Raw genomic sequence first — 17,895 nt, forward strand, 5'->3', positions numbered from 1 at the left:
AAGGGCTAAGACTATTGCTTATCATGAGGATAGTATTATGAGAACTGTAGATTTCACTCCTTTATACCGCAACGCAATCGGCTTTGACCGTCTATTTAATATGATGGAAGCAAGCTCAGCGAAAAATACTTCTGGCGGTTACCCTCCATACAATATCGAACAGAAAGACGAGAACCACTTCCGCATTACTATGGCGGTCGCAGGCTTTGCTGAAGAGCAGCTCGATCTGACTCAGAAAGAGAATATGTTGATTGTTAAGGGTGAGCGTAAGGCAGAAGAAGGCAAAAACTTTGTTTATCAAGGCATCGCAGAGCGCGACTTTGAACGCAAATTCCAACTGGCAGACTATGTCAAAGTGGTCGGAGCGAGTATGGAAAATGGCCTACTGCATATCGACCTTGAGCGTGAAATTCCGGAAGCAATGAAGCCACGTAAAATCGAAATTGCTGGTAGCAAGTTGATTGAAGGCTAACTCCCTAGCCTGAGACCTGACATAAAGAGTGAAAGAGCGCACTGTCGAAAAGAGAGTCGCGCTCTTTTTAGTTTTAGCCTTGTAGATAGGCTTTTTTCACTTCCTCTGCGATGATGGTAATACCTTGCTGCATCTTTTCATCATCTTGCACATAGTTCATACGCACGCATTGTTGGGTATGTGACCACTCTTGGCTTTGACCAATAAAGAAATATTCGCCAGGTACGATCAAGACGCCACGGGCTTTCAAGCGTTGATAGAGTTCCATTGAAGTAATCGGCAACTCGTCAAACCATAGCCATAGGAAGATTGCGCCTTCTGGTTTATGAATTCTAAACCGAGGATCGCTGATCGCTTGTTGCAGTAAAGATACTGCGCGCATCGATTTCTGTTGATAGAAGGGCTGAATTGTTTGTGCGCTGAGCTTTAACAGATCCCCTTTTTCGATCATATGATTGGCAATTGCAGGACCAAAACTGCCTGGAGCGAGACTGATGATGCCACTCATATTAGTCAGCGCTTGGGTAATGGTTTCACTCGCGACCACAATACCACAACGTAATCCCGGTAAACCGAGTTTAGATAAGCTCATGCATAGCACGGTATTGTCATTCCAAAACGGTTCAACTGGCTCAAAAATAATATTGGGAAAAGGCAAGCCGTAAGCGTTGTCGATGATCAATGGAATATTATTCGCTCGGGCTAATTGGTCGAGCTTATTGATCTCTTCATCCGTGAGGACATTGCCTGTTGGGTTGGTCGGTCTGGATGCGCAGATAGCGGCAATCGAGTCGTCAATATCGAGCGCATCAAAATCGACATGGTATTTAAACAATCCATTCTCGAGCAGTTCTATCTCGGGTTGGTAAGAGACAAAGATGTCCTCATCAATGCCCGCATCACCATAGCCGATATATTCAGGCGCTATCGGCAGTAATATTTTCTTATGTGACCCATCGCTTTGAGTGCCCGCTAATAGGTTAAATAGTGAGAAGAATCCACTCTGGCTACCATTGGTCAGACTGATGTTCTTTTCGCTGATATCCCAGCCGTAGTGATCTCTAAATAGCCGTGCGAGTGACTTAATAAAGCTATCTTTACCTTGTGGACCATCATAATTGGCCATCGCCGCAAGCAATTCACCGTTGGAAAGCATTTCAGAACTGGCTTGATGAAAGTAATCGAGCATAGCCGGTATGGCGGCTGGGTTGCCACCTCCGAGCATGATGGTGCCAGGTGTGCGCAGCCCATCATTGAGGTCGTCCATTAATTGGGTTATGCCAGAGTAACGATTAAATTTTTCACCAAACTTAGAAAACTGCATTGCGATACCTAATTCATTTTATTCACTTGTACTGCTTTACGGATTAATGATTCCGGTTGCGGCGAGAGGACGTTTGAAAATACCTCAATGAATCTGTGAGGCAAAGCACTATTTGTACTGTAGGCGAAAAAAAACCCAGTCATCGGACCGGGCTTTGTTCTGTTGCGAATCGTGATTATTTCTGAAGTAGTGAAATATCAGCAATTTGCAGGAATAGGTTGCGGAGGTTGTTGAGCAGCGTCAGACGGTTTTTCTTCAGCGCTTCATCATCAGCCATAACCATAACATTATCGAAGAAAGCATCGACAGGCTCGCGCAGATCCGCAAGTTTACTCAGTGCTTGTTGATAGTTGCCCGTTGCAAACGCTGGTTCGAGTGCTTCAGTCATCACTTCGACATTCTCTGCGAGTATTTTTTCAGCGTCTTCTTGCAGTAGAGCAAGATCGATTTCCGCGGCAAGTTCACCATCGAATTTCGCTAGGATATTGCCGACACGCTTGTTGGCAGCAGCCAATGATTCCGCCGCTTCCAATTCACGGAAGTGCGACACTGCTTTAACACGTTGGTCAAAGTCAGCGGGTTTGGTTGGGCGGTTAGCCAATACCGCTTGAATCGTATCGACGCTAAAGCCTTCATCTTTATACCAAGCATTGAAACGACCAAGCATAAAGTCGATGACATCCGCTTCAACCTTGTCATTGGTGAGCTTGTCAGCAAACAGAGACTTCGCTTTGTTGATCAAGTCTGTCAGATCCAAGCTGTAGCCGTTTTCAACAATAATACGCAGTACACCCAAAGAGGCACGACGCAGCGCAAACGGGTCAGAACCTTTAGGTGCTTGACCAATACCGAAGATACCAACAATGGTATCGAGCTTGTCTGCCATCGCAACCGCAGAAGAGATCGCGGTGCTTGGTAGTTGATCGCCGGCGAAACGAGGCATGTATTGCTCATAGAGTGCCAGTGCGACTTGCTCATCTTCACCATCGTGGGTTGCGTAGTGCATGCCCATCACACCTTGAGTATCCGTAAATTCAAATACCATGGAGGTCATTAGGTCACACTTAGCCAAAAGACCTGCACGTTTAGATTTATCTACGTCAGCGCCGATCTGCTCAGCGATATAACCCGCCAGCTCAGTAATACGGTCGGTTTTATCTTTGATAGTGCCAAGCTGTTTCTGGAAGATTGCCTGTTCTAGCTCTGGTAAGCGATCAACAAGTGGGCGCTTACGGTCAGTGTTAAAGAAGAACTCTGCATCGGCCAGACGAGGGCGGACAACCTTTTCGTTACCTTCGATAACATGGCGAGGCTCTTTAGACTCGATGTTAGAGACGAAGATAAAGTTTGGCAGCAGCTTTTGGTTTTCATCGTAAACAGGGAAGTACTTTTGGTCACCTTTCATGGTGTAAACCAACGCTTCCGACGGTACTTTTAGAAACTCTTCTTCAAACTTAGCGGTCAGCACCACAGGCCATTCCACTAATGAAGTCACTTCTTCGACTAAGTCATCTTCAAGATCAGCAACACCGCCAACCGCCGCCGCTGCTTTTTTTGAGTCCGCTAGGATAATCGCTTTACGCGCTTCGTAGTCAGCCATGACTTTACCGCGCTGCTCTAAGAGCGCTGGGTATTGCTCCGCTGAGTCAATCGTGAACTCTTGCTCACCCATAAAGCGGTGACCACGGATAGTGCGGCTTGAAGCCACACCAAGGATCTCACCCTCAATAAGCTCTGAGCCCATAAGCATGGTCAGTGTTTTTACTGGACGAATGAACTGAGTGGTCTTGTCGCCCCAACGCATTGGTTTGGCGATAGGTAGGTTGCCCAGTGCTTTCGCTGCTAGGTCGACAACGATTTCAGATGTTGCTTGACCCTTCACCTCTTGTTTAAACAGGAGCCATTCGCCTTTGTCTGTCACTAGACGATCGGCTTGTTCAACCGTGATGCCGTTACCGCGAGCCCAACCTTGTGCCGCTTTAGTCGCGTTACCGTCCGCATCGAATGCAACCGATACTGCAGGACCACGCTTCTCAACGATTTTGTCTTGTTGACCTTCAGCCAGCGCTGAAACTCTCAGTGCAAGACGACGCGGTGCTGCGTACCACTTCACACCTTCGTGGGTTAGGTTTGCTGCTTTAAGCTCAGCTTCGAAGTTTGCCGCAAATGCTTCCGCTAGCGTGCGAAGTTGTGTTGGTGGTAGCTCTTCAGTACCCAGTTCAATTAGAAATTCTTTAGCCATGGTTACTTCTCCTCGCCATCTTTTTTGCACATTGGGAAACCAAGGGCTTCACGTGATGCGTAGTATGCTTCCGCAACGGCTTTTGTTAGGTTGCGAATACGAAGGATGTAACGCTGGCGCTCTGTTACAGAGATGGCTTTACGTGCATCAAGCAGGTTAAAGGCATGAGCTGCTTTAAGGATTCGCTCGTATGCAGGTAGAGGTAGAGGCTTTTCAAGCTCTAGTAATTGCTTGGTTTCTTTTTCACACTGGTCAAAGAAAGCGAATAGGAAATCAACGTCAGCATGTTCAAAGTTGTAAGTAGATTGCTCAACTTCGTTCTGGTGGAAAATATCACCATAGGTCACGTTGCTGCCGTCTGGGGCGACGTTCCAAACAAGATCGTAAACGGAGTCCACTTCTTGAATGTACATGGCAAGACGCTCGATACCGTAAGTGATCTCACCAGTGACGGGTTTACACTCGAGACCACCCACTTGCTGGAAGTAAGTAAACTGAGTGACTTCCATACCGTTAAGCCAGACTTCCCAGCCTAAACCCCAAGCACCGAGTGTTGGGTTTTCCCAGTTGTCTTCAACAAAGCGAATATCATGCACAAGCGGGTCGATACCAAGCACTTCCAGCGAGCCTAGGTAGAGCTCCTGAATATTATCTGGAGAAGGCTTAAGAGCAACTTGGAACTGATAGTAGTGCTGCAGTCGGTTAGGGTTCTCACCATAGCGACCGTCGGTAGGACGACGAGAGGGCTGAACATAAGCGGTCGACATGGGTTCTGGACCAAGCGCACGCAAGCATGTCATTGGGTGAGAGGTGCCGGCACCCACTTCCATATCAAGTGGTTGAACAATGGTACAGCCATTTTGTGCCCAGTAATCCTGCAGCGCGAGGATCATTCCCTGGAAGGTTTTGATATCGTATTTTTGCATAGTCAATTCGCGCAATTCTTCTGTCTGAAAAAGATAAAAAATAACGATCAAGTATACCCAGTTATTCCCTGTGGGAGTAGGGGTAAACCTGCCTAATTAATCATCATAGTGGCAAAAATCGGCTTTTTTCTTTGTATGCAAGCTTAAATTGATGAAAGCACAGCAGCCGATGTTGAATTTGTCGCGGGTGGCAATTACAATGCAGCCATCTTTGGGGAGTAGCTTGTTCAATATTTCGCCGAAACATTGAATTCGTTCGTCAACATAATTGGTGCAAAATCACCATGGCGCTCGAGACTTGTGCCAACAAGTTTAGCAAGACCATAGATAAGCGTTGCCAACCGGGGTGGGGGGTAAGGTTTGTCTATTGGTTAAAATAATAATCTCCGCCCCATTGAGCATGTCGTGAGTATTTTAGCTATATCTATAACAACGGTCGCATTAGCCGAAATTGGGGATAAAACCCAGTTACTATCGCTATTGTTAGCCAGTCGCTATCGTAAACCTTTACCCATTATTGCTGCGATTTTTCTCGCCACTCTAGCCAATCATGCCCTTGCAGCTTGGTTGGGGGTTGTGGTTGCCGATCACCTCTCTCCGGAGGTTCTTAAGTGGGTATTAGTTGTGAGTTTTGCTGCAATGGCTGCTTGGGTGTTGATTCCCGATAAACTGGATGAAGATGACTCTATTTCCAATCGAGGACCATTTGTCGCGAGCTTTATTGCTTTTTTCATTGCTGAAATTGGTGACAAAACTCAGATAGCGACGTCTATCTTAGCGGCAAAGTATTCGGAAGGACTACTGTTGGTCATTCTGGGTACAACAATAGGTATGCTGTTGGCGAATGTACCCGTAGTCATGATTGGTAAATTGTCAGCAGACAAGCTCCCGTTGGTGTTGATTCGCAGAATTACCGCTGTGCTGTTTTTGATATTAGCGATCGCGGCGATCTTCAGTTAATCGTTCACATTGTTGAACGATTTAATACTGACATTAAAGGAGTTATGACAGGTCAATTTCGTGATGAATGGCGTATTAGTGCTACCATTGACATGATAGTTTACGGATGTGGACATTAGCGAGAGGGCATGAATATGCTGACACGTTATACAAAAATGACACCAAAGAGCCAAAGTTATTTATTCTCTGTTGGACTCGTTCTGACACTGTTGGGTATGGTGTTAACCGATATGTGGATTCCTATGGTTGTCGGAGCCATTATTATGGCCGCCTTAACGGTTGAATCTTGGATTCGTGTGCAGCATTTGATACCCATGCATAATGAAATCCGCGCACTGCAAAAGCAGATAAGCAAACTCAATTCTGAAGTCAGAACCCTCGAATATGACGAATAAACAAAAGGCTGCATTTGATGCAGCCTTTTTTATTCCGTTCCCTTCCTGATTAAATAGAGATAGGGCAGTGTGTCGGTTTGCACACCGAGTAGTTGGTGGTCCATAAATCGGCAAAAGCTTGGAATATCACGGGTAGTTGAAGGGTCATCCGCTTTTACCAGCAGCACCTCACCGTTTTCCATTTTTCTTATCGTCTTCCTGACCATCATCACGGGCTCTGGGCAACGCAGCCCTTGAGCTTCTAGGGTATGCGTAGCGAGTTCAGTTTTGATTGTCATTGGCGGCTCTTTGTCATGGTTAGTTTGGATAAATCACCGCAAATTTTACTCGTGAAGAAAAAATATGCAATAACACTTGGCAAAAGTTATTTTTTGCTCTAATGTTATTAACATTAATTTAACAACAAGATGATTCAGCTCAATACAGCAAATGATTAAGGTATGAATATATGAGTAAATTATTGGTTATCAGTTGTTTACATTTTATCTGATTTTGGCAAACTTAACTTTTAATGTGAACTAAATGTTAAATTTAAAGTTATCTCACAGGCTACGACTTCCGACACTATCCCAATTTTCTTGGGCTTCCCCGCTGAAAGGCGGGATTTTTTTGCCTGAAAAGCGTGATTAAACTAGCGATACCTCAATACCTTGCTTCGGTATATACTCTAAGACAACAACATCAAATCTTTGATATTTCGATAAAAGGTTGGGGTATTTGTGGAACTAGAAGAAATCTACCGAAGAGACTTGAACCTGTTAGTGGCTCTTAAGGTGCTGGTGGAAGAAGGCAGTGTTAGCCAAGCAGCGATCAGACTTAACCTCAGCCAGTCGGCGACGAGTCGTGTTCTCGGTCGATTAAGAGATTTACTGGATGATCCCTTGTTTACCCGTCAAGGTCAGCGCATCATTCCAACCAGTAAGGCGCTCGAGATCAGTAAACAGATAGAGCAACCCCTAGAGTCCTTTCGACAACTGTTAACGCCGAGCGAATTCAACCCTTTTTACTGCAATGAACGCTTTTTGATTGCTACCACAGATTATGCGATGCAGACCATACTGCCTTATGCCTTACCTAAGATCTATCAACAAGCCCCCAATATCTCTTTAGAGTTTGCGCCATTGCAGCATGAAAACCTATTCAAGCAGCTAAGTACCGACAAGGTCGATATGGCGATCTGTCGCCCAACAGGACTGGTATCGCCGTTACATCAAGATGTTTTAGGACCGGTTGGGGTTTCTTGTCTGGTGTCTAAGCATCATCCTTTGGCGAAGAAGACCATTACACTTGAAGACTATGTGTATGCACCTCATGCCATGATTGCGATCAGTGATGGCGTGAAGGCGTTACTGGATGCAGCCTTGATTAATCAAAAGCCTCGCAAGATGGTATTGCGCGCCTACCATTTAGAAGCGGCGTTAGCCATTGTCGATAGCATGCCACTGATTATTACCGTACCGGCAGATTTAGCTTACTTAGTCGCTGAACGTTATGATCTGATCATCAAGCCGCTGCCATTTGCCTTTACCCCGTTTGATTACTCTTTGATTTGGCATTCAAGGTGTGACACTTCAGAGTCGCAAAAATGGCTGCGCAATGTCGTTAAAGAAGAGTGCGGAAAGTTGATTGCCAAGCGTATAGAAGATGTTGGCTTAGGTTGACCGGAGCAATGACGCTAATCAGTTAATCAATAAACAGATAGACAAATAGACAAGAGGCGTACCCATTGGATACGCCTCTTTGATATCAATGATAATCACGGATGGATTAGATCTTGATGGTCACACGACCTGTCACTGCACCATTGGTGATATCTTCAGCCGCCTGAATCGCCTCTTCTAATGCGATAGTTTTGCTCGCTTGCTCGAAGTATGACGCAGGAAGTAGTTCAGATAACTGTTCCCATGCCTTAATGCGTTTTTCGCGTGGACACATAACAGAATCGACACCCTGCAGGCGAACGTTGCGCAGAATAAACGGCATTACTGTGGTCGGAAGGTCAAAGCCGCCAGCAAGACCGCATGCCGCTACAACACCGTTGTAGTTCATTTGTGCCAGAACTTTAGAGAGAAGTTTGCTGCCAACGGTATCAACGGCGGCTGCCCATACTTGACGCTCTAGTGGCTTAGCGGGTTCTTCAAGTTCGCTGCGCTCAACAATACGTGAAGCACCAAGGGAAGTCAGAAGCTCACCGTTTTCGGCGGCGCGACCGGTCACTGCTGCGACTTTATAGCCAAGTTGGTTTAGTAGAGTGACAGACACACTACCCACGCCACCGCTAGCGCCAGTAACAAGAACTTCACCATCTTCAGGCTTGACACCAGCATCGACAATGGCTTGCACACAAAGCATCGCAGTAAAACCAGCAGTTCCGATAGCCATGACTTTTTCCGCATCTAATCCTGCTGGCATTGGCACTAACCAATCACCATTTAGGCTTGCTTTTTCAGCCATACCACCCCAATGGTTTTCACCGACCCCCCAGCCAGTGAGTACCACTTCGTCGCCTTCCTTGTATCGAGGGTCTTCAGACTGAGAAACCACACCAGCAAGGTCGATACCAGGAACCATAGGGAAGTTGCGAATGATCTTGCCCTTACCCGTAATTGCCAACCCATCTTTAAAGTTAAGAGATGAGTATTTTACATCTATTTTTACATTCCCTTCCGGCAGTTGCGCTTCGTCAACTTGTGAGATGGTTGCGATGGTTTTTTTGTCTTCTTGATTAAGCAATAGGGCTTTGAACATGATGTTCTCCAATGGATTGACGTTTAATCGATTGGGTTGAGTTTAGGTGAGTTATTTAAAAAAAAACAATGAAACTTCAACATTTTTACTATGCATAAAACGCATAAATAAAAACAGCCTGTTGGTGTTAACAGGCTGTTTTATCGCATTGCATCTATTACGGACGTTCAAATATCGTGGCGATTCCCTGACCTAAACCGATACACATGGTGGCAAGACCATACTTGGCCTGCTTATCCTCCATGATGTTGATCAGAGTGGTGGAAATACGCGAGCCAGAACACCCCAGAGGGTGACCTAAAGCGATAGCACCACCATTGAGGTTAACCTTAGTCTCCATATGGTCGAGCAAGCCAAGGTCTTTAGCGCATGGAAGTGACTGAGCTGCGAATGCCTCATTGAGTTCAACGATGTCGATGTCTTCTATGCTTAGCCCCGCTCGTTTCAGTGCTTTTTGCGTCGCGGGCACTGGACCATAACCCATGATAGACGGATCGCAGCCAGCAATCGCCATTGCGCGAATTTTTGCTCGAATCGGTAATCCGAGTTGCAGGGCTTTCTCTTCGCTCATAATCAACATCGCTGACGCACCATCGGACAGTGCAGAGGAACTGCCTGCGGTCACGGTGCCATTGACTGGGTCAAAAACTGGGCGAAGCTGGGATAAGCCATGCTCAGTGGTCTCAGGTCTGATAACCTCATCATGGTCTAGAGTGAACAAGGTTCCATCGTCGGCATGGGCTTCCGTTGGCAAGATTTCATTGCTAAATCTGCCCTCAACGGTTGCCGCATGGGCTCTTTGATGACTGCGTGCGGCAAAAGCATCTTGTTGCTCGCGGTTGATGCCATGTAATTTACCTAACATCTCAGCGGTTAGCCCCATCATTCCCGACGCTTTAGCGACATGCTTTGAAAGTCCAGGGTGAAAATCGACCCCATGACTCATAGGAACGTGACCCATATGCTCAACACCGCCAATCAGACAAATCTCTGCATCACCCACCATAATGCTTCGTGATGCATCATGCAGTGCTTGCATTGAAGAGCCACAGAGTCGATTAACGGTGACAGCACCGATCTCGATTGGCAACCCTGCGAGTAGCGCAGCATTTCTAGCGACGTTAAAACCTTGCTCCAATGTTTGCTGTACACAGCCCCAATAGATATCCTCAATCTCTTGCGGTTGAACCTGCGGGTTACGATTGAGTATGCCTTTCATAAGGTGAGCAGAAAGGTCTTCAGCTCGCTGATGTCTAAAAGCACCACCTTTAGAACGCCCCATAGGTGTACGGAGGCAATCAACAACGACGACATTTTTCATTTTGATAATCCTTTTCCGAATGGTGGTTTACAGCGAACCGGTTTGCTGTTGCTGATAAAAACTGCGGCCCTCTTGCGCCATTTCGACAAGCAGTGCAGGCACCTTATACATGGCACCGAGCGATTGGTACTGCTTGGCAATCTCGATATAGTTGGCAATACCCAAGCTGTCGAGATAGCGGAATACGCCGCCACGGAATGGCGGAAAACCGAGACCATACACCAGTGCCATATCTGCTTCTTGCGGCGATGCAATAATACCCTCGTCAAGGCAGAGAACGACCTCATTAATCATGGGTATCATCATGCGGTGAATAATCGCCTCGTCATCGAACGCTTGAGGATCTGATACCACCTGTTCAAGCAGTTGATTAATCTCAGCGCTGGTGGATTTGTTAGGTTTTCCACGTTTGTCTTTGGTGTAATCGTAAAACCCGCTGCCATTTTTTTGACCAAAGCGGTGGTTTTCAAATAGCACATCAATCGCGTCTTTACCTTGCTTCGCCATACGTTCAGGGAAGCCTTTCGCCATAACCGCTTGAGCATGATGAGCGGTATCGACGCCGACAACATCAAGAAGGTACGCCGGTCCCATCGGCCAGCCAAATTTCTTCTCCATCACTTTATCTATACGGACAAAGTCTCCCCCGTCATTGATCAGTTGACTAAAGCCGCCGAAGTAAGGGAACAGTACTCGATTAACAAAGAACCCAGGGCAATCATTGACCACGATCGGTGATTTCCCCATCTTGGCGGCATAAGCCACCACTCTATCGATGGTTTCGTCCGAGGTATGTTCTCCTCGAATGATCTCCACTAATGGCATGCGATGAACGGGGTTAAAAAAGTGCATGCCGCAGAAGTTCTCAGGGCGAGTCAGTGATTGCGCCAGCAAGTTAATAGGAATGGTAGAGGTGTTGGAAGCGATCACAGTGTCGTTGGAAACATGGCTTTCGACTTCACAAAGTACCGAGGCTTTGATTTTTGGATTTTCAACCACGGCTTCGACAATGACATCACTGTGCTCAATGCCCGCATAATGAAGAGTCGGAGTAATGGATGAGAGGATCCCAGCCATCTTAAATCCATCGATACGTCCTCTTTGTAGTCGTTTATTGAGCAGTTTAGAGGCTTCTGACATGCCGAGTTCTAAGGATGGTTGAGCAATATCCTTCATCAATACCGGCACCCCTTTGAGGGCGGATTGATAGGCGATACCACCGCCCATAATACCTGCGCCCAGCACCGCTGCTCTTTGGGTCGGTTGACCTTTTTTAGCTGCGCTTTTTGCCAACCCTTTGATGTATTGATCGTTTAGGAAGATACCCACCAAAGACTTTGCGGTTTCAGAGACCGCTAAATCGACGAAGTAATCGGCTTCAATAGCAAGAGCCTCGTCTCTGCCCTTACTGCTTGCGGCTTCAATGGCATTCACTGCTGCCATTGGGGCTGGGTAGTGTGGACCGGCTTTTTGTGCCACTAAGCCTTTAGCAACGTTAAAGCTCATCATCGCTTCCACTTTCGATAGGGGAAGTGGCGATAACTTCTGTAGACGTCGGGCTTTCCAATCAATTTTTTCATTGATCGCTGACTGCAAGGTATCGAGCGCAGACTGATGCAGCTTGTCGTTATCGACAATCGCATCAAGCAACCCAAGCTTGAGTGCTTCATCAGCACGGCATGCTTTGCCTTGGGTGATAATTTCCAGCGCACTGTCAGTCCCAATTACCCTTGGTAGGCGAACCGTGCCACCAAAGCCTGGCATGATGCCAAGTTTGGTTTCTGGCAGACCAATACTAGTGGTCTTATCGCCAACGCGAATATCGGTGGCGAGTACGCACTCACATCCGCCACCTAATGTGTGCCCTTTGAGCGCAGATATCGTTGGAAATGGTAGGTCTTCTAGCTTACAAAAAATATCATTGGCGTAGCTTAACCACTGTTTAAGTTCTGGTTTAGGTTTGGCAAACAGACCAAGAAACTCGCCAATATCAGCACCGACAATAAAGGTGTCATGACTGCTGGTGAGTAGCAAACCGTTTAAGTGGTCTTGGTCTTTAATGATATCTAATGCTTGGTTAAGTGCTTCGAGGGTTTTGAGATCCAGTTTATTGACAGAAAGCGGAGCGTTAAAACACAACTCGGCAATGTTGGGTCGTACTTCTTGTACTTGTAGAGTTTCAGATTGGTAAATCATTGTCGTTCTCCGTGACAGACAATCTTGTATCGCGATTGAGTGAGAGCGGTGATGTTATTGTTATCTCTGGTTAGACCAGTGAACTAAGTGTGTACCCCGACAACGATAATTTCAATACATTTTTTAAACATTTGTTTAACATTTAACGAAAGTGTTATCCATAGCGGTTTTTTTAAGCCCTCGTGTTAGAATACGTTTTTTTATCCACACACAAAGCAAGCCTTAATGAACTCAACCGCTTACTTAATTCCTGAACAAACCGTCGCGTTTGAGGAAGAGATAAAAAAGAGCGTCTTTATTACCCAACTCGCTCATACGCCGAGTATCGAGTCGGCAAAAGCATTTATTGATAGTGTCAAGAAACAGCACAGTGCCGCTCGTCACAACTGCTGGGGGTTTGTCGCAGGGCGACCAGAAAACTCAATGATGTGGGGGTTTAGTGATGATGGCGAACCGTCGGGGACGGCAGGTAAACCGATTCTGGCTCAATTAAGCGGCTCTAGTATTGGTGAAATTAGTGCGGTTGTTACGCGCTATTCTGGTGGAATAAAACTTGGAACTGGTGGTTTGGTCAAAGCGTATGGTGGCGGAGTTCAACAAGCACTTAAGCTAATTCAAACTATAGAGAAAAAAATCACTACCTTATTAAGAGTAGAGTTAGACTACTCGCTAGTGGCAATCGTGCAGTCTTTGTTTACTCAGTTTGATGCCGAAGAGGTTGAGGCGCAATACAGCGATAAAGTGACGCTCATTATTGAAGTCGAAGTCAACAAAGCGGAAGCTTTGACCGAGAGTATTATTAACAGAAGTGGAGCCAAGGCGATGGTCTCTCCAGTAAAAACAACTAGGACGTAGCAGAAGCGTAGCTTCTTTATATACTTATGCAATTTCGATCAATTCTTCGCATCGTCGGATTATTACTCGCACTCTTTAGTGTTTCTATGCTTGCACCTGCATTTATCGCACTGCTCTACCGAGATGGTGCGGGTGTGTCATTTGTGACGACTTTTTTCGTTCTACTTGTGTGTGGCTTCTTATTTTGGTTCCCCAACCGTCGCAATAAACATGAACTCAAGGCTCGAGATGGTTTCTTGATTGTTGTGCTTTTTTGGACGGTAATCGGCAGCGCGGGCGCATTGCCTTTCCTTATGTCTGATACGCCCAATATTTCCGTCACCGATGCTTTCTTTGAATCCTTCTCCGCCCTTACCACAACCGGTGCAACCGTTATTGTCGGCTTAGATGAATTACCCAAAGCGATACTGTTTTACCGTCAGTTACTGCAATGGTTTGGCGGTATGGGCATCATTGTGTTGGCAGTGGCTATTTTGCCAGTCCTGGGTATCGGTGGAATGCAGCTATACCGAGCTGAGATACCTGGACCAGTAAAAGACAGCAAAATGACGCCCCGTATCGCGGAGACAGCAAAAGCCCTTTGGTACATCTACCTTAGCTTAACGGTGGCGTGTGCGGCTGCGTTTTGGGCGGCGGGAATGACGCCCTTTGATGCCATTGCCCATAGTTTCTCAACCATAGCCATCGGTGGCTTCTCTACCCATGATGCCAGCATGGGGTATTTTGATAGTCATACCATCAACATGATTACGGTTGTGTTCTTGTTGATATCGGCATGTAACTACTCTCTGCACTTTGCGGCGTTTGCCTCAGGTGGCGTACATCCTAAGTATTATTTGAAAGATCCTGAATTTAGAGCTTTTTTACTGATTCAATTGGTGTTGTTTTTAATTTGCTTCTCGGTATTGCTAAGACACCATTCTTATGACTCGGTTTATGATGCATTTGACCAAGCCTTATTTCAATCCGTCTCTATTTCTACCACCGCGGGCTTTACCACTACAGGATTTGCTGAATGGCCACTGTTCTTACCAGTATTACTGTTGTTCTCTTCTTTTATAGGCGGCTGTGCAGGTTCCACTGGTGGTGGGATGAAAGTAATTCGAATTTTACTGTTGACTCTGCAAGGGGTTCGAGAAATGAAACGCCTTGTTCACCCAAGGGCGGTATACACTATTAAAGTTGGCGGTACAGCATTGTCACATCGTGTCGTTGATGCGGTATGGGGGTTCTTCTCTGCTTATGCTTTGGTATTTGTCGTATGTATGCTTGGACTTATTGCTACTGGTATGGACGAGCTAAGTGCATTTTCAGCTATTGCCGCCACACTGAATAACTTGGGTCCGGGACTAGGTGAGGTCGCGCTGCATTTTGGTGAAATTAATGACAGGGCAAAATGGGTACTCATCGTATCCATGCTATTTGGTCGTTTAGAGATCTTTACTCTATTAATTCTACTCACGCCATCTTTCTGGCGCAGTTAAGGAAAACACATGGCAAAGGTTTTATTCCTTTACTCCTCTCGCGAGGGACAAACAAAGAAGATTATTGAGCATATCGCGACATCGACCGCGGGCGATAATGCGGTGTACGTTGATTTACACCAATCACCGAAAGTTGATCTTAATGACTATGAGCGGGTGCTCATTGGTGCTTCAATACGATATGGACGCTTAAGCAAGCAGCTTTATCAATTTATTGAAACTCATCAATCTCAACTGGAGCAGGCGAAAGTCGCCTTCTTTTGTGTCAACTTAACGGCGCGTAAAGAAGACCAAGGAAAAGATACCCCCGAGGGCAGTGTCTATATTAAGACGTTTTTAAACAAGTCACCTTGGAAACCTGCGCTTATCGGCGTGTTTGCGGGTGCTCTCTATTACCCGCGCTATAACCTAGTCGACCGATTTATGATTAAGCTCATTATGAGCTTAACGGGCGGGGAAACGGATACATCAAAAGAAGTGGAGTATACAAACTGGGAAAAAGTGGCTCTTTTCGCCAAACAGTTTGCACAAATGTAAAAGGAAAATTGCATTTATAGGCGGTTTTAGACGTTTTTTTATCCAAATAAAAGAAAGTCATAAAAAACCTAAAAAAAGCCTTGCCAATGTGAGTTCGATCTCTATAATGCACCCTCGCTGACACGGGAACGAGACATTAAAACCTCTACCAAATCAGTGATAGGTCAACCTCCTAGAGGTTAGAGAAATTAAGTTGAAAAAAGTGGTTGACACAACAACTTATCTCGCTAAAATGACCGTCCGTTTTGAGAGAAGCTCAAAACAAGCTCTTTAACAATATAAACCTATCAATCTGTGTGGGCACTCGTTGATGATAATCAAAAAGAGATACTTCGGTATCAACTTAGATTTCAATGAACTGAGTGACCAATCAAGTCGAAAGACTTGGCACAGTCAATTCATTGTTGTTCTGTTGGAACAACAATAGCTTTAAAATTACTTCTTACTTTCGAGTAAGGACAGTTTTGAAGTCAGTATTCGTTGAGTCTCCCCTATTTATAGGGAATCAAAATCTTAAATTGAAGAGTTTGATCATGGCTCAGATTGAACGCTGGCGGCAGGCCTAACACATGCAAGTCGAGCGGAAACGAGTTATCTGAACCTTCGGGGAACGATAACGGCGTCGAGCGGCGGACGGGTGAGTAATGCCTGGGAATATGCCTTGATGTGGGGGATAACCATTGGAAACGATGGCTAATACCGCATAATGCCTTCGGGCCAAAGAGGGGGATCTTCGGACCTCTCGCGTCAAGATTAGCCCAGGTGGGATTAGCTAGTTGGTGAGGTAATGGCTCACCAAGGCGACGATCCCTAGCTGGTCTGAGAGGATGATCAGCCACACTGGAACTGAGACACGGTCCAGACTCCTACGGGAGGCAGCAGTGGGGAATATTGCACAATGGGCGCAAGCCTGATGCAGCCATGCCGCGTGTGTGAAGAAGGCCTTCGGGTTGTAAAGCACTTTCAGTCGTGAGGAAGGGGTATACGTTAATAGCGTATGTCTTTGACGTTAGCGACAGAAGAAGCACCGGCTAACTCCGTGCCAGCAGCCGCGGTAATACGGAGGGTGCGAGCGTTAATCGGAATTACTGGGCGTAAAGCGCATGCAGGTGGTTCGTTAAGTCAGATGTGAAAGCCCGGGGCTCAACCTCGGAACTGCATTTGAAACTGGCGGACTAGAGTACTGTAGAGGGGGGTAGAATTTCAGGTGTAGCGGTGAAATGCGTAGAGATCTGAAGGAATACCGGTGGCGAAGGCGGCCCCCTGGACAGATACTGACACTCAGATGCGAAAGCGTGGGGAGCAAACAGGATTAGATACCCTGGTAGTCCACGCCGTAAACGATGTCTACTTGGAGGTTGTTCCCTTGAGGAGTGGCTTTCGGAGCTAACGCGTTAAGTAGACCGCCTGGGGAGTACGGTCGCAAGATTAAAACTCAAATGAATTGACGGGGGCCCGCACAAGCGGTGGAGCATGTGGTTTAATTCGATGCAACGCGAAGAACCTTACCTACTCTTGACATCCAGAGAAGCCAGCGGAGACGCAGGTGTGCCTTCGGGAACTCTGAGACAGGTGCTGCATGGCTGTCGTCAGCTCGTGTTGTGAAATGTTGGGTTAAGTCCCGCAACGAGCGCAACCCTTATCCTTGTTTGCCAGCACGTAATGGTGGGAACTCCAGGGAGACTGCCGGTGATAAACCGGAGGAAGGTGGGGACGACGTCAAGTCATCATGGCCCTTACGAGTAGGGCTACACACGTGCTACAATGGCGCATACAGAGGGCGGCCAACCAGCGATGGTGAGCGAATCCCAAAAAGTGCGTCGTAGTCCGGATTGGAGTCTGCAACTCGACTCCATGAAGTCGGAATCGCTAGTAATCGTAGATCAGAATGCTACGGTGAATACGTTCCCGGGCCTTGTACACACCGCCCGTCACACCATGGGAGTGGGCTGCAAAAGAAGTGGGTAGTTTAACCTTCGGGAGGACGCTCACCACTTTGTGGTTCATGACTGGGGTGAAGTCGTAACAAGGTAGCGCTAGGGGAACCTGGCGCTGGATCACCTCCTTAACGATAAGATTATTGCGATGAGTGTTCACACAGATTGATGGTTTATGTAGTTTAAGAGATGGAACACCCCCCAAGGTGTTCGCCTAAGTGTCCCGTTCGTCTAGAGGCCTAGGACACCGCCCTTTCACGGCGGTAACAGGGGTTCGACTCCCCTACGGGATACCATGGGTCGTTAGCTCAGTTGGTAGAGCAGTTGACTTTTAATCAATTGGTCGCAGGTTCGAATCCTGCACGACCCACCATTCTTCCCACGAGAATGAAAAAACAATGTGGGCGATTAGCTCAGTTGGGAGAGCACCTCCCTTACAAGGAGGGGGTCACTGGTTCGAGCCCGGTATCGCCCACCACTCTCTAAATACTTTTGGAT

At 46.6% G+C, this 17,895-nt stretch carries 14 protein-coding genes, 3 tRNA genes and 1 rRNA gene; 11 read left to right on the top strand and 7 right to left on the bottom strand.

What is annotated here, in order from left to right:
• Nucleotides 1-37: 37 nt before the first annotated feature.
• Nucleotides 38-472, top strand: a complete 435-nt coding sequence (locus L9Q39_RS00485) for an Hsp20 family protein (RefSeq protein ID WP_237483218.1) — start codon at nt 38-40, stop codon at nt 470-472.
• 73 nt (nt 473-545) lie between these two features.
• Here the strand turns inward: L9Q39_RS00485 and L9Q39_RS00490 are convergent, their stop codons facing one another.
• The 3 genes from L9Q39_RS00490 to glyQ all read right to left on the bottom strand — a co-directional run bounded on the left by L9Q39_RS00490 (nt 546) and on the right by glyQ (nt 4,964).
• Nucleotides 546-1,796 carry a valine--pyruvate transaminase gene (locus tag L9Q39_RS00490; RefSeq protein ID WP_237483219.1) on the bottom strand — a complete coding sequence of 417 codons (1,251 nt, stop codon included), beginning with the start codon at nt 1,794-1,796 and terminating at the stop codon, nt 546-548.
• Nucleotides 1,797-1,971: 175 nt separating this feature from the next.
• Nucleotides 1,972-4,038, bottom strand: coding sequence for a glycine--tRNA ligase subunit beta (glyS, locus tag L9Q39_RS00495; protein ID WP_237483220.1), 2,067 nt, complete (start codon nt 4,036-4,038; stop codon nt 1,972-1,974).
• A gap of 2 nt (nt 4,039-4,040) precedes the next feature.
• The gene (glyQ, locus tag L9Q39_RS00500; RefSeq protein ID WP_237483221.1) at nt 4,041-4,964 is read right to left on the bottom strand and encodes a glycine--tRNA ligase subunit alpha; all 924 of its coding nucleotides are present in this window, start codon (nt 4,962-4,964) and stop codon (nt 4,041-4,043) included.
• Nucleotides 4,965-5,369: 405 nt separating this feature from the next.
• Between glyQ and L9Q39_RS00505 the strand changes: the two genes are divergently transcribed.
• Nucleotides 5,370-5,924, top strand: coding sequence for a TMEM165/GDT1 family protein (locus L9Q39_RS00505; RefSeq protein WP_237483222.1), 555 nt, complete (start codon nt 5,370-5,372; stop codon nt 5,922-5,924).
• A 134-nt stretch (nt 5,925-6,058) separates the two neighbouring features.
• Complete coding sequence (locus L9Q39_RS00510; protein ID WP_237483543.1) at nt 6,059-6,319, top strand: hypothetical protein; 261 nt, start codon at nt 6,059-6,061, stop codon at nt 6,317-6,319.
• A 29-nt stretch (nt 6,320-6,348) separates the two neighbouring features.
• On the opposite strand, the gene tusA is transcribed toward L9Q39_RS00510, so the two are convergent.
• On the bottom strand, nt 6,349-6,597 hold the full coding sequence (gene tusA / locus L9Q39_RS00515; protein ID WP_237483223.1) for a sulfurtransferase TusA: 249 nt from the start codon (nt 6,595-6,597) through the stop codon (nt 6,349-6,351).
• Nucleotides 6,598-7,038: 441 nt separating this feature from the next.
• On the opposite strand from tusA, the gene L9Q39_RS00520 reads away from it, so the two are divergent.
• The gene (locus L9Q39_RS00520) at nt 7,039-7,980 is read left to right on the top strand and encodes a LysR family transcriptional regulator (protein WP_237483224.1); all 942 of its coding nucleotides are present in this window, start codon (nt 7,039-7,041) and stop codon (nt 7,978-7,980) included.
• 106 nt (nt 7,981-8,086) lie between these two features.
• Here L9Q39_RS00520 and acuI read toward each other — a convergent pair whose 3' ends face one another.
• From acuI to fadB, 3 genes are all read right to left on the bottom strand, one after another.
• A complete protein-coding gene (gene acuI / locus L9Q39_RS00525; RefSeq protein ID WP_237483225.1) occupies nt 8,087-9,067 on the bottom strand; it encodes an acrylyl-CoA reductase (NADPH) in 981 nt (326 codons plus the stop codon).
• A gap of 157 nt (nt 9,068-9,224) precedes the next feature.
• Entirely contained in the window at nt 9,225-10,388 is a 1,164-nt protein-coding gene (fadA, locus tag L9Q39_RS00530; protein ID WP_237483226.1) for an acetyl-CoA C-acyltransferase FadA, read from the bottom strand.
• Nucleotides 10,389-10,415: 27 nt separating this feature from the next.
• Nucleotides 10,416-12,584 (bottom strand): fatty acid oxidation complex subunit alpha FadB, encoded by a 2,169-nt coding sequence (fadB, locus tag L9Q39_RS00535; RefSeq protein ID WP_237483227.1) that lies wholly within the window; start codon nt 12,582-12,584, stop codon nt 10,416-10,418.
• A gap of 225 nt (nt 12,585-12,809) precedes the next feature.
• Between fadB and L9Q39_RS00540 the strand changes: the two genes are divergently transcribed.
• From L9Q39_RS00540 to L9Q39_RS00570, 7 genes are all read left to right on the top strand, one after another.
• Entirely contained in the window at nt 12,810-13,439 is a 630-nt protein-coding gene (locus L9Q39_RS00540) for a YigZ family protein (RefSeq protein WP_237483228.1), read from the top strand.
• A 26-nt stretch (nt 13,440-13,465) separates the two neighbouring features.
• Nucleotides 13,466-14,923: a TrkH family potassium uptake protein gene (locus L9Q39_RS00545; protein WP_237483229.1), complete on the top strand. Its 1,458-nt coding sequence runs from the start codon at nt 13,466-13,468 to the stop codon at nt 14,921-14,923.
• 9 nt (nt 14,924-14,932) lie between these two features.
• Complete coding sequence (hemG, locus tag L9Q39_RS00550) at nt 14,933-15,460, top strand: menaquinone-dependent protoporphyrinogen IX dehydrogenase (RefSeq protein WP_237483230.1); 528 nt, start codon at nt 14,933-14,935, stop codon at nt 15,458-15,460.
• A gap of 515 nt (nt 15,461-15,975) precedes the next feature.
• Nucleotides 15,976-17,528: ribosomal RNA gene (locus tag L9Q39_RS00555) — 16S ribosomal RNA — on the top strand.
• Nucleotides 17,529-17,617: 89 nt separating this feature from the next.
• Nucleotides 17,618-17,693 (top strand) — tRNA-Glu (locus tag L9Q39_RS00560).
• 1 nt (nt 17,694) lies between these two features.
• Nucleotides 17,695-17,770: transfer RNA gene (locus L9Q39_RS00565), tRNA-Lys, on the top strand.
• A gap of 29 nt (nt 17,771-17,799) precedes the next feature.
• Nucleotides 17,800-17,875, top strand: a tRNA-Val gene (locus tag L9Q39_RS00570).
• Nucleotides 17,876-17,895: the final 20 nt, after the last annotated feature.

The sequence above is a fragment of the Vibrio hippocampi genome (assembly GCF_921292975.1).
In the GTDB taxonomy this organism is placed as follows: Bacteria; Pseudomonadota; Gammaproteobacteria; order Enterobacterales; family Vibrionaceae; genus Vibrio; species Vibrio hippocampi.

Excerpts from the sequence above, each read along its gene's own strand:
- glyS (WP_237483220.1), bottom strand. The coding sequence starts at position 4,038 with ATGGCTAAAGAATTTCTAATTGAACTGGGTACTGAAGAGCTACCACCA.
- glyQ (WP_237483221.1), bottom strand. The coding sequence starts at position 4,964 with ATGCAAAAATACGATATCAAAACCTTCCAGGGAATGATCCTCGCGCTG.
- fadB (WP_237483227.1), bottom strand. The coding sequence starts at position 12,584 with ATGATTTACCAATCTGAAACTCTACAAGTACAAGAAGTACGACCCAAC.
- acuI (WP_237483225.1), bottom strand. The coding sequence starts at position 9,067 with ATGTTCAAAGCCCTATTGCTTAATCAAGAAGACAAAAAAACCATCGCA.
- hemG (WP_237483230.1), top strand. The coding sequence starts at position 14,933 with ATGGCAAAGGTTTTATTCCTTTACTCCTCTCGCGAGGGACAAACAAAG.
- L9Q39_RS00540 (WP_237483228.1), top strand. The coding sequence starts at position 12,810 with ATGAACTCAACCGCTTACTTAATTCCTGAACAAACCGTCGCGTTTGAG.
- fadA (WP_237483226.1), bottom strand. The coding sequence starts at position 10,388 with ATGAAAAATGTCGTCGTTGTTGATTGCCTCCGTACACCTATGGGGCGT.
- L9Q39_RS00545 (WP_237483229.1), top strand. The coding sequence starts at position 13,466 with ATGCAATTTCGATCAATTCTTCGCATCGTCGGATTATTACTCGCACTC.
- L9Q39_RS00510 (WP_237483543.1), top strand. The coding sequence starts at position 6,059 with ATGCTGACACGTTATACAAAAATGACACCAAAGAGCCAAAGTTATTTA.
- tusA (WP_237483223.1), bottom strand. The coding sequence starts at position 6,597 with ATGACAATCAAAACTGAACTCGCTACGCATACCCTAGAAGCTCAAGGG.
- L9Q39_RS00490 (WP_237483219.1), bottom strand. The coding sequence starts at position 1,796 with ATGCAGTTTTCTAAGTTTGGTGAAAAATTTAATCGTTACTCTGGCATA.
- L9Q39_RS00485 (WP_237483218.1), top strand. The coding sequence starts at position 38 with ATGAGAACTGTAGATTTCACTCCTTTATACCGCAACGCAATCGGCTTT.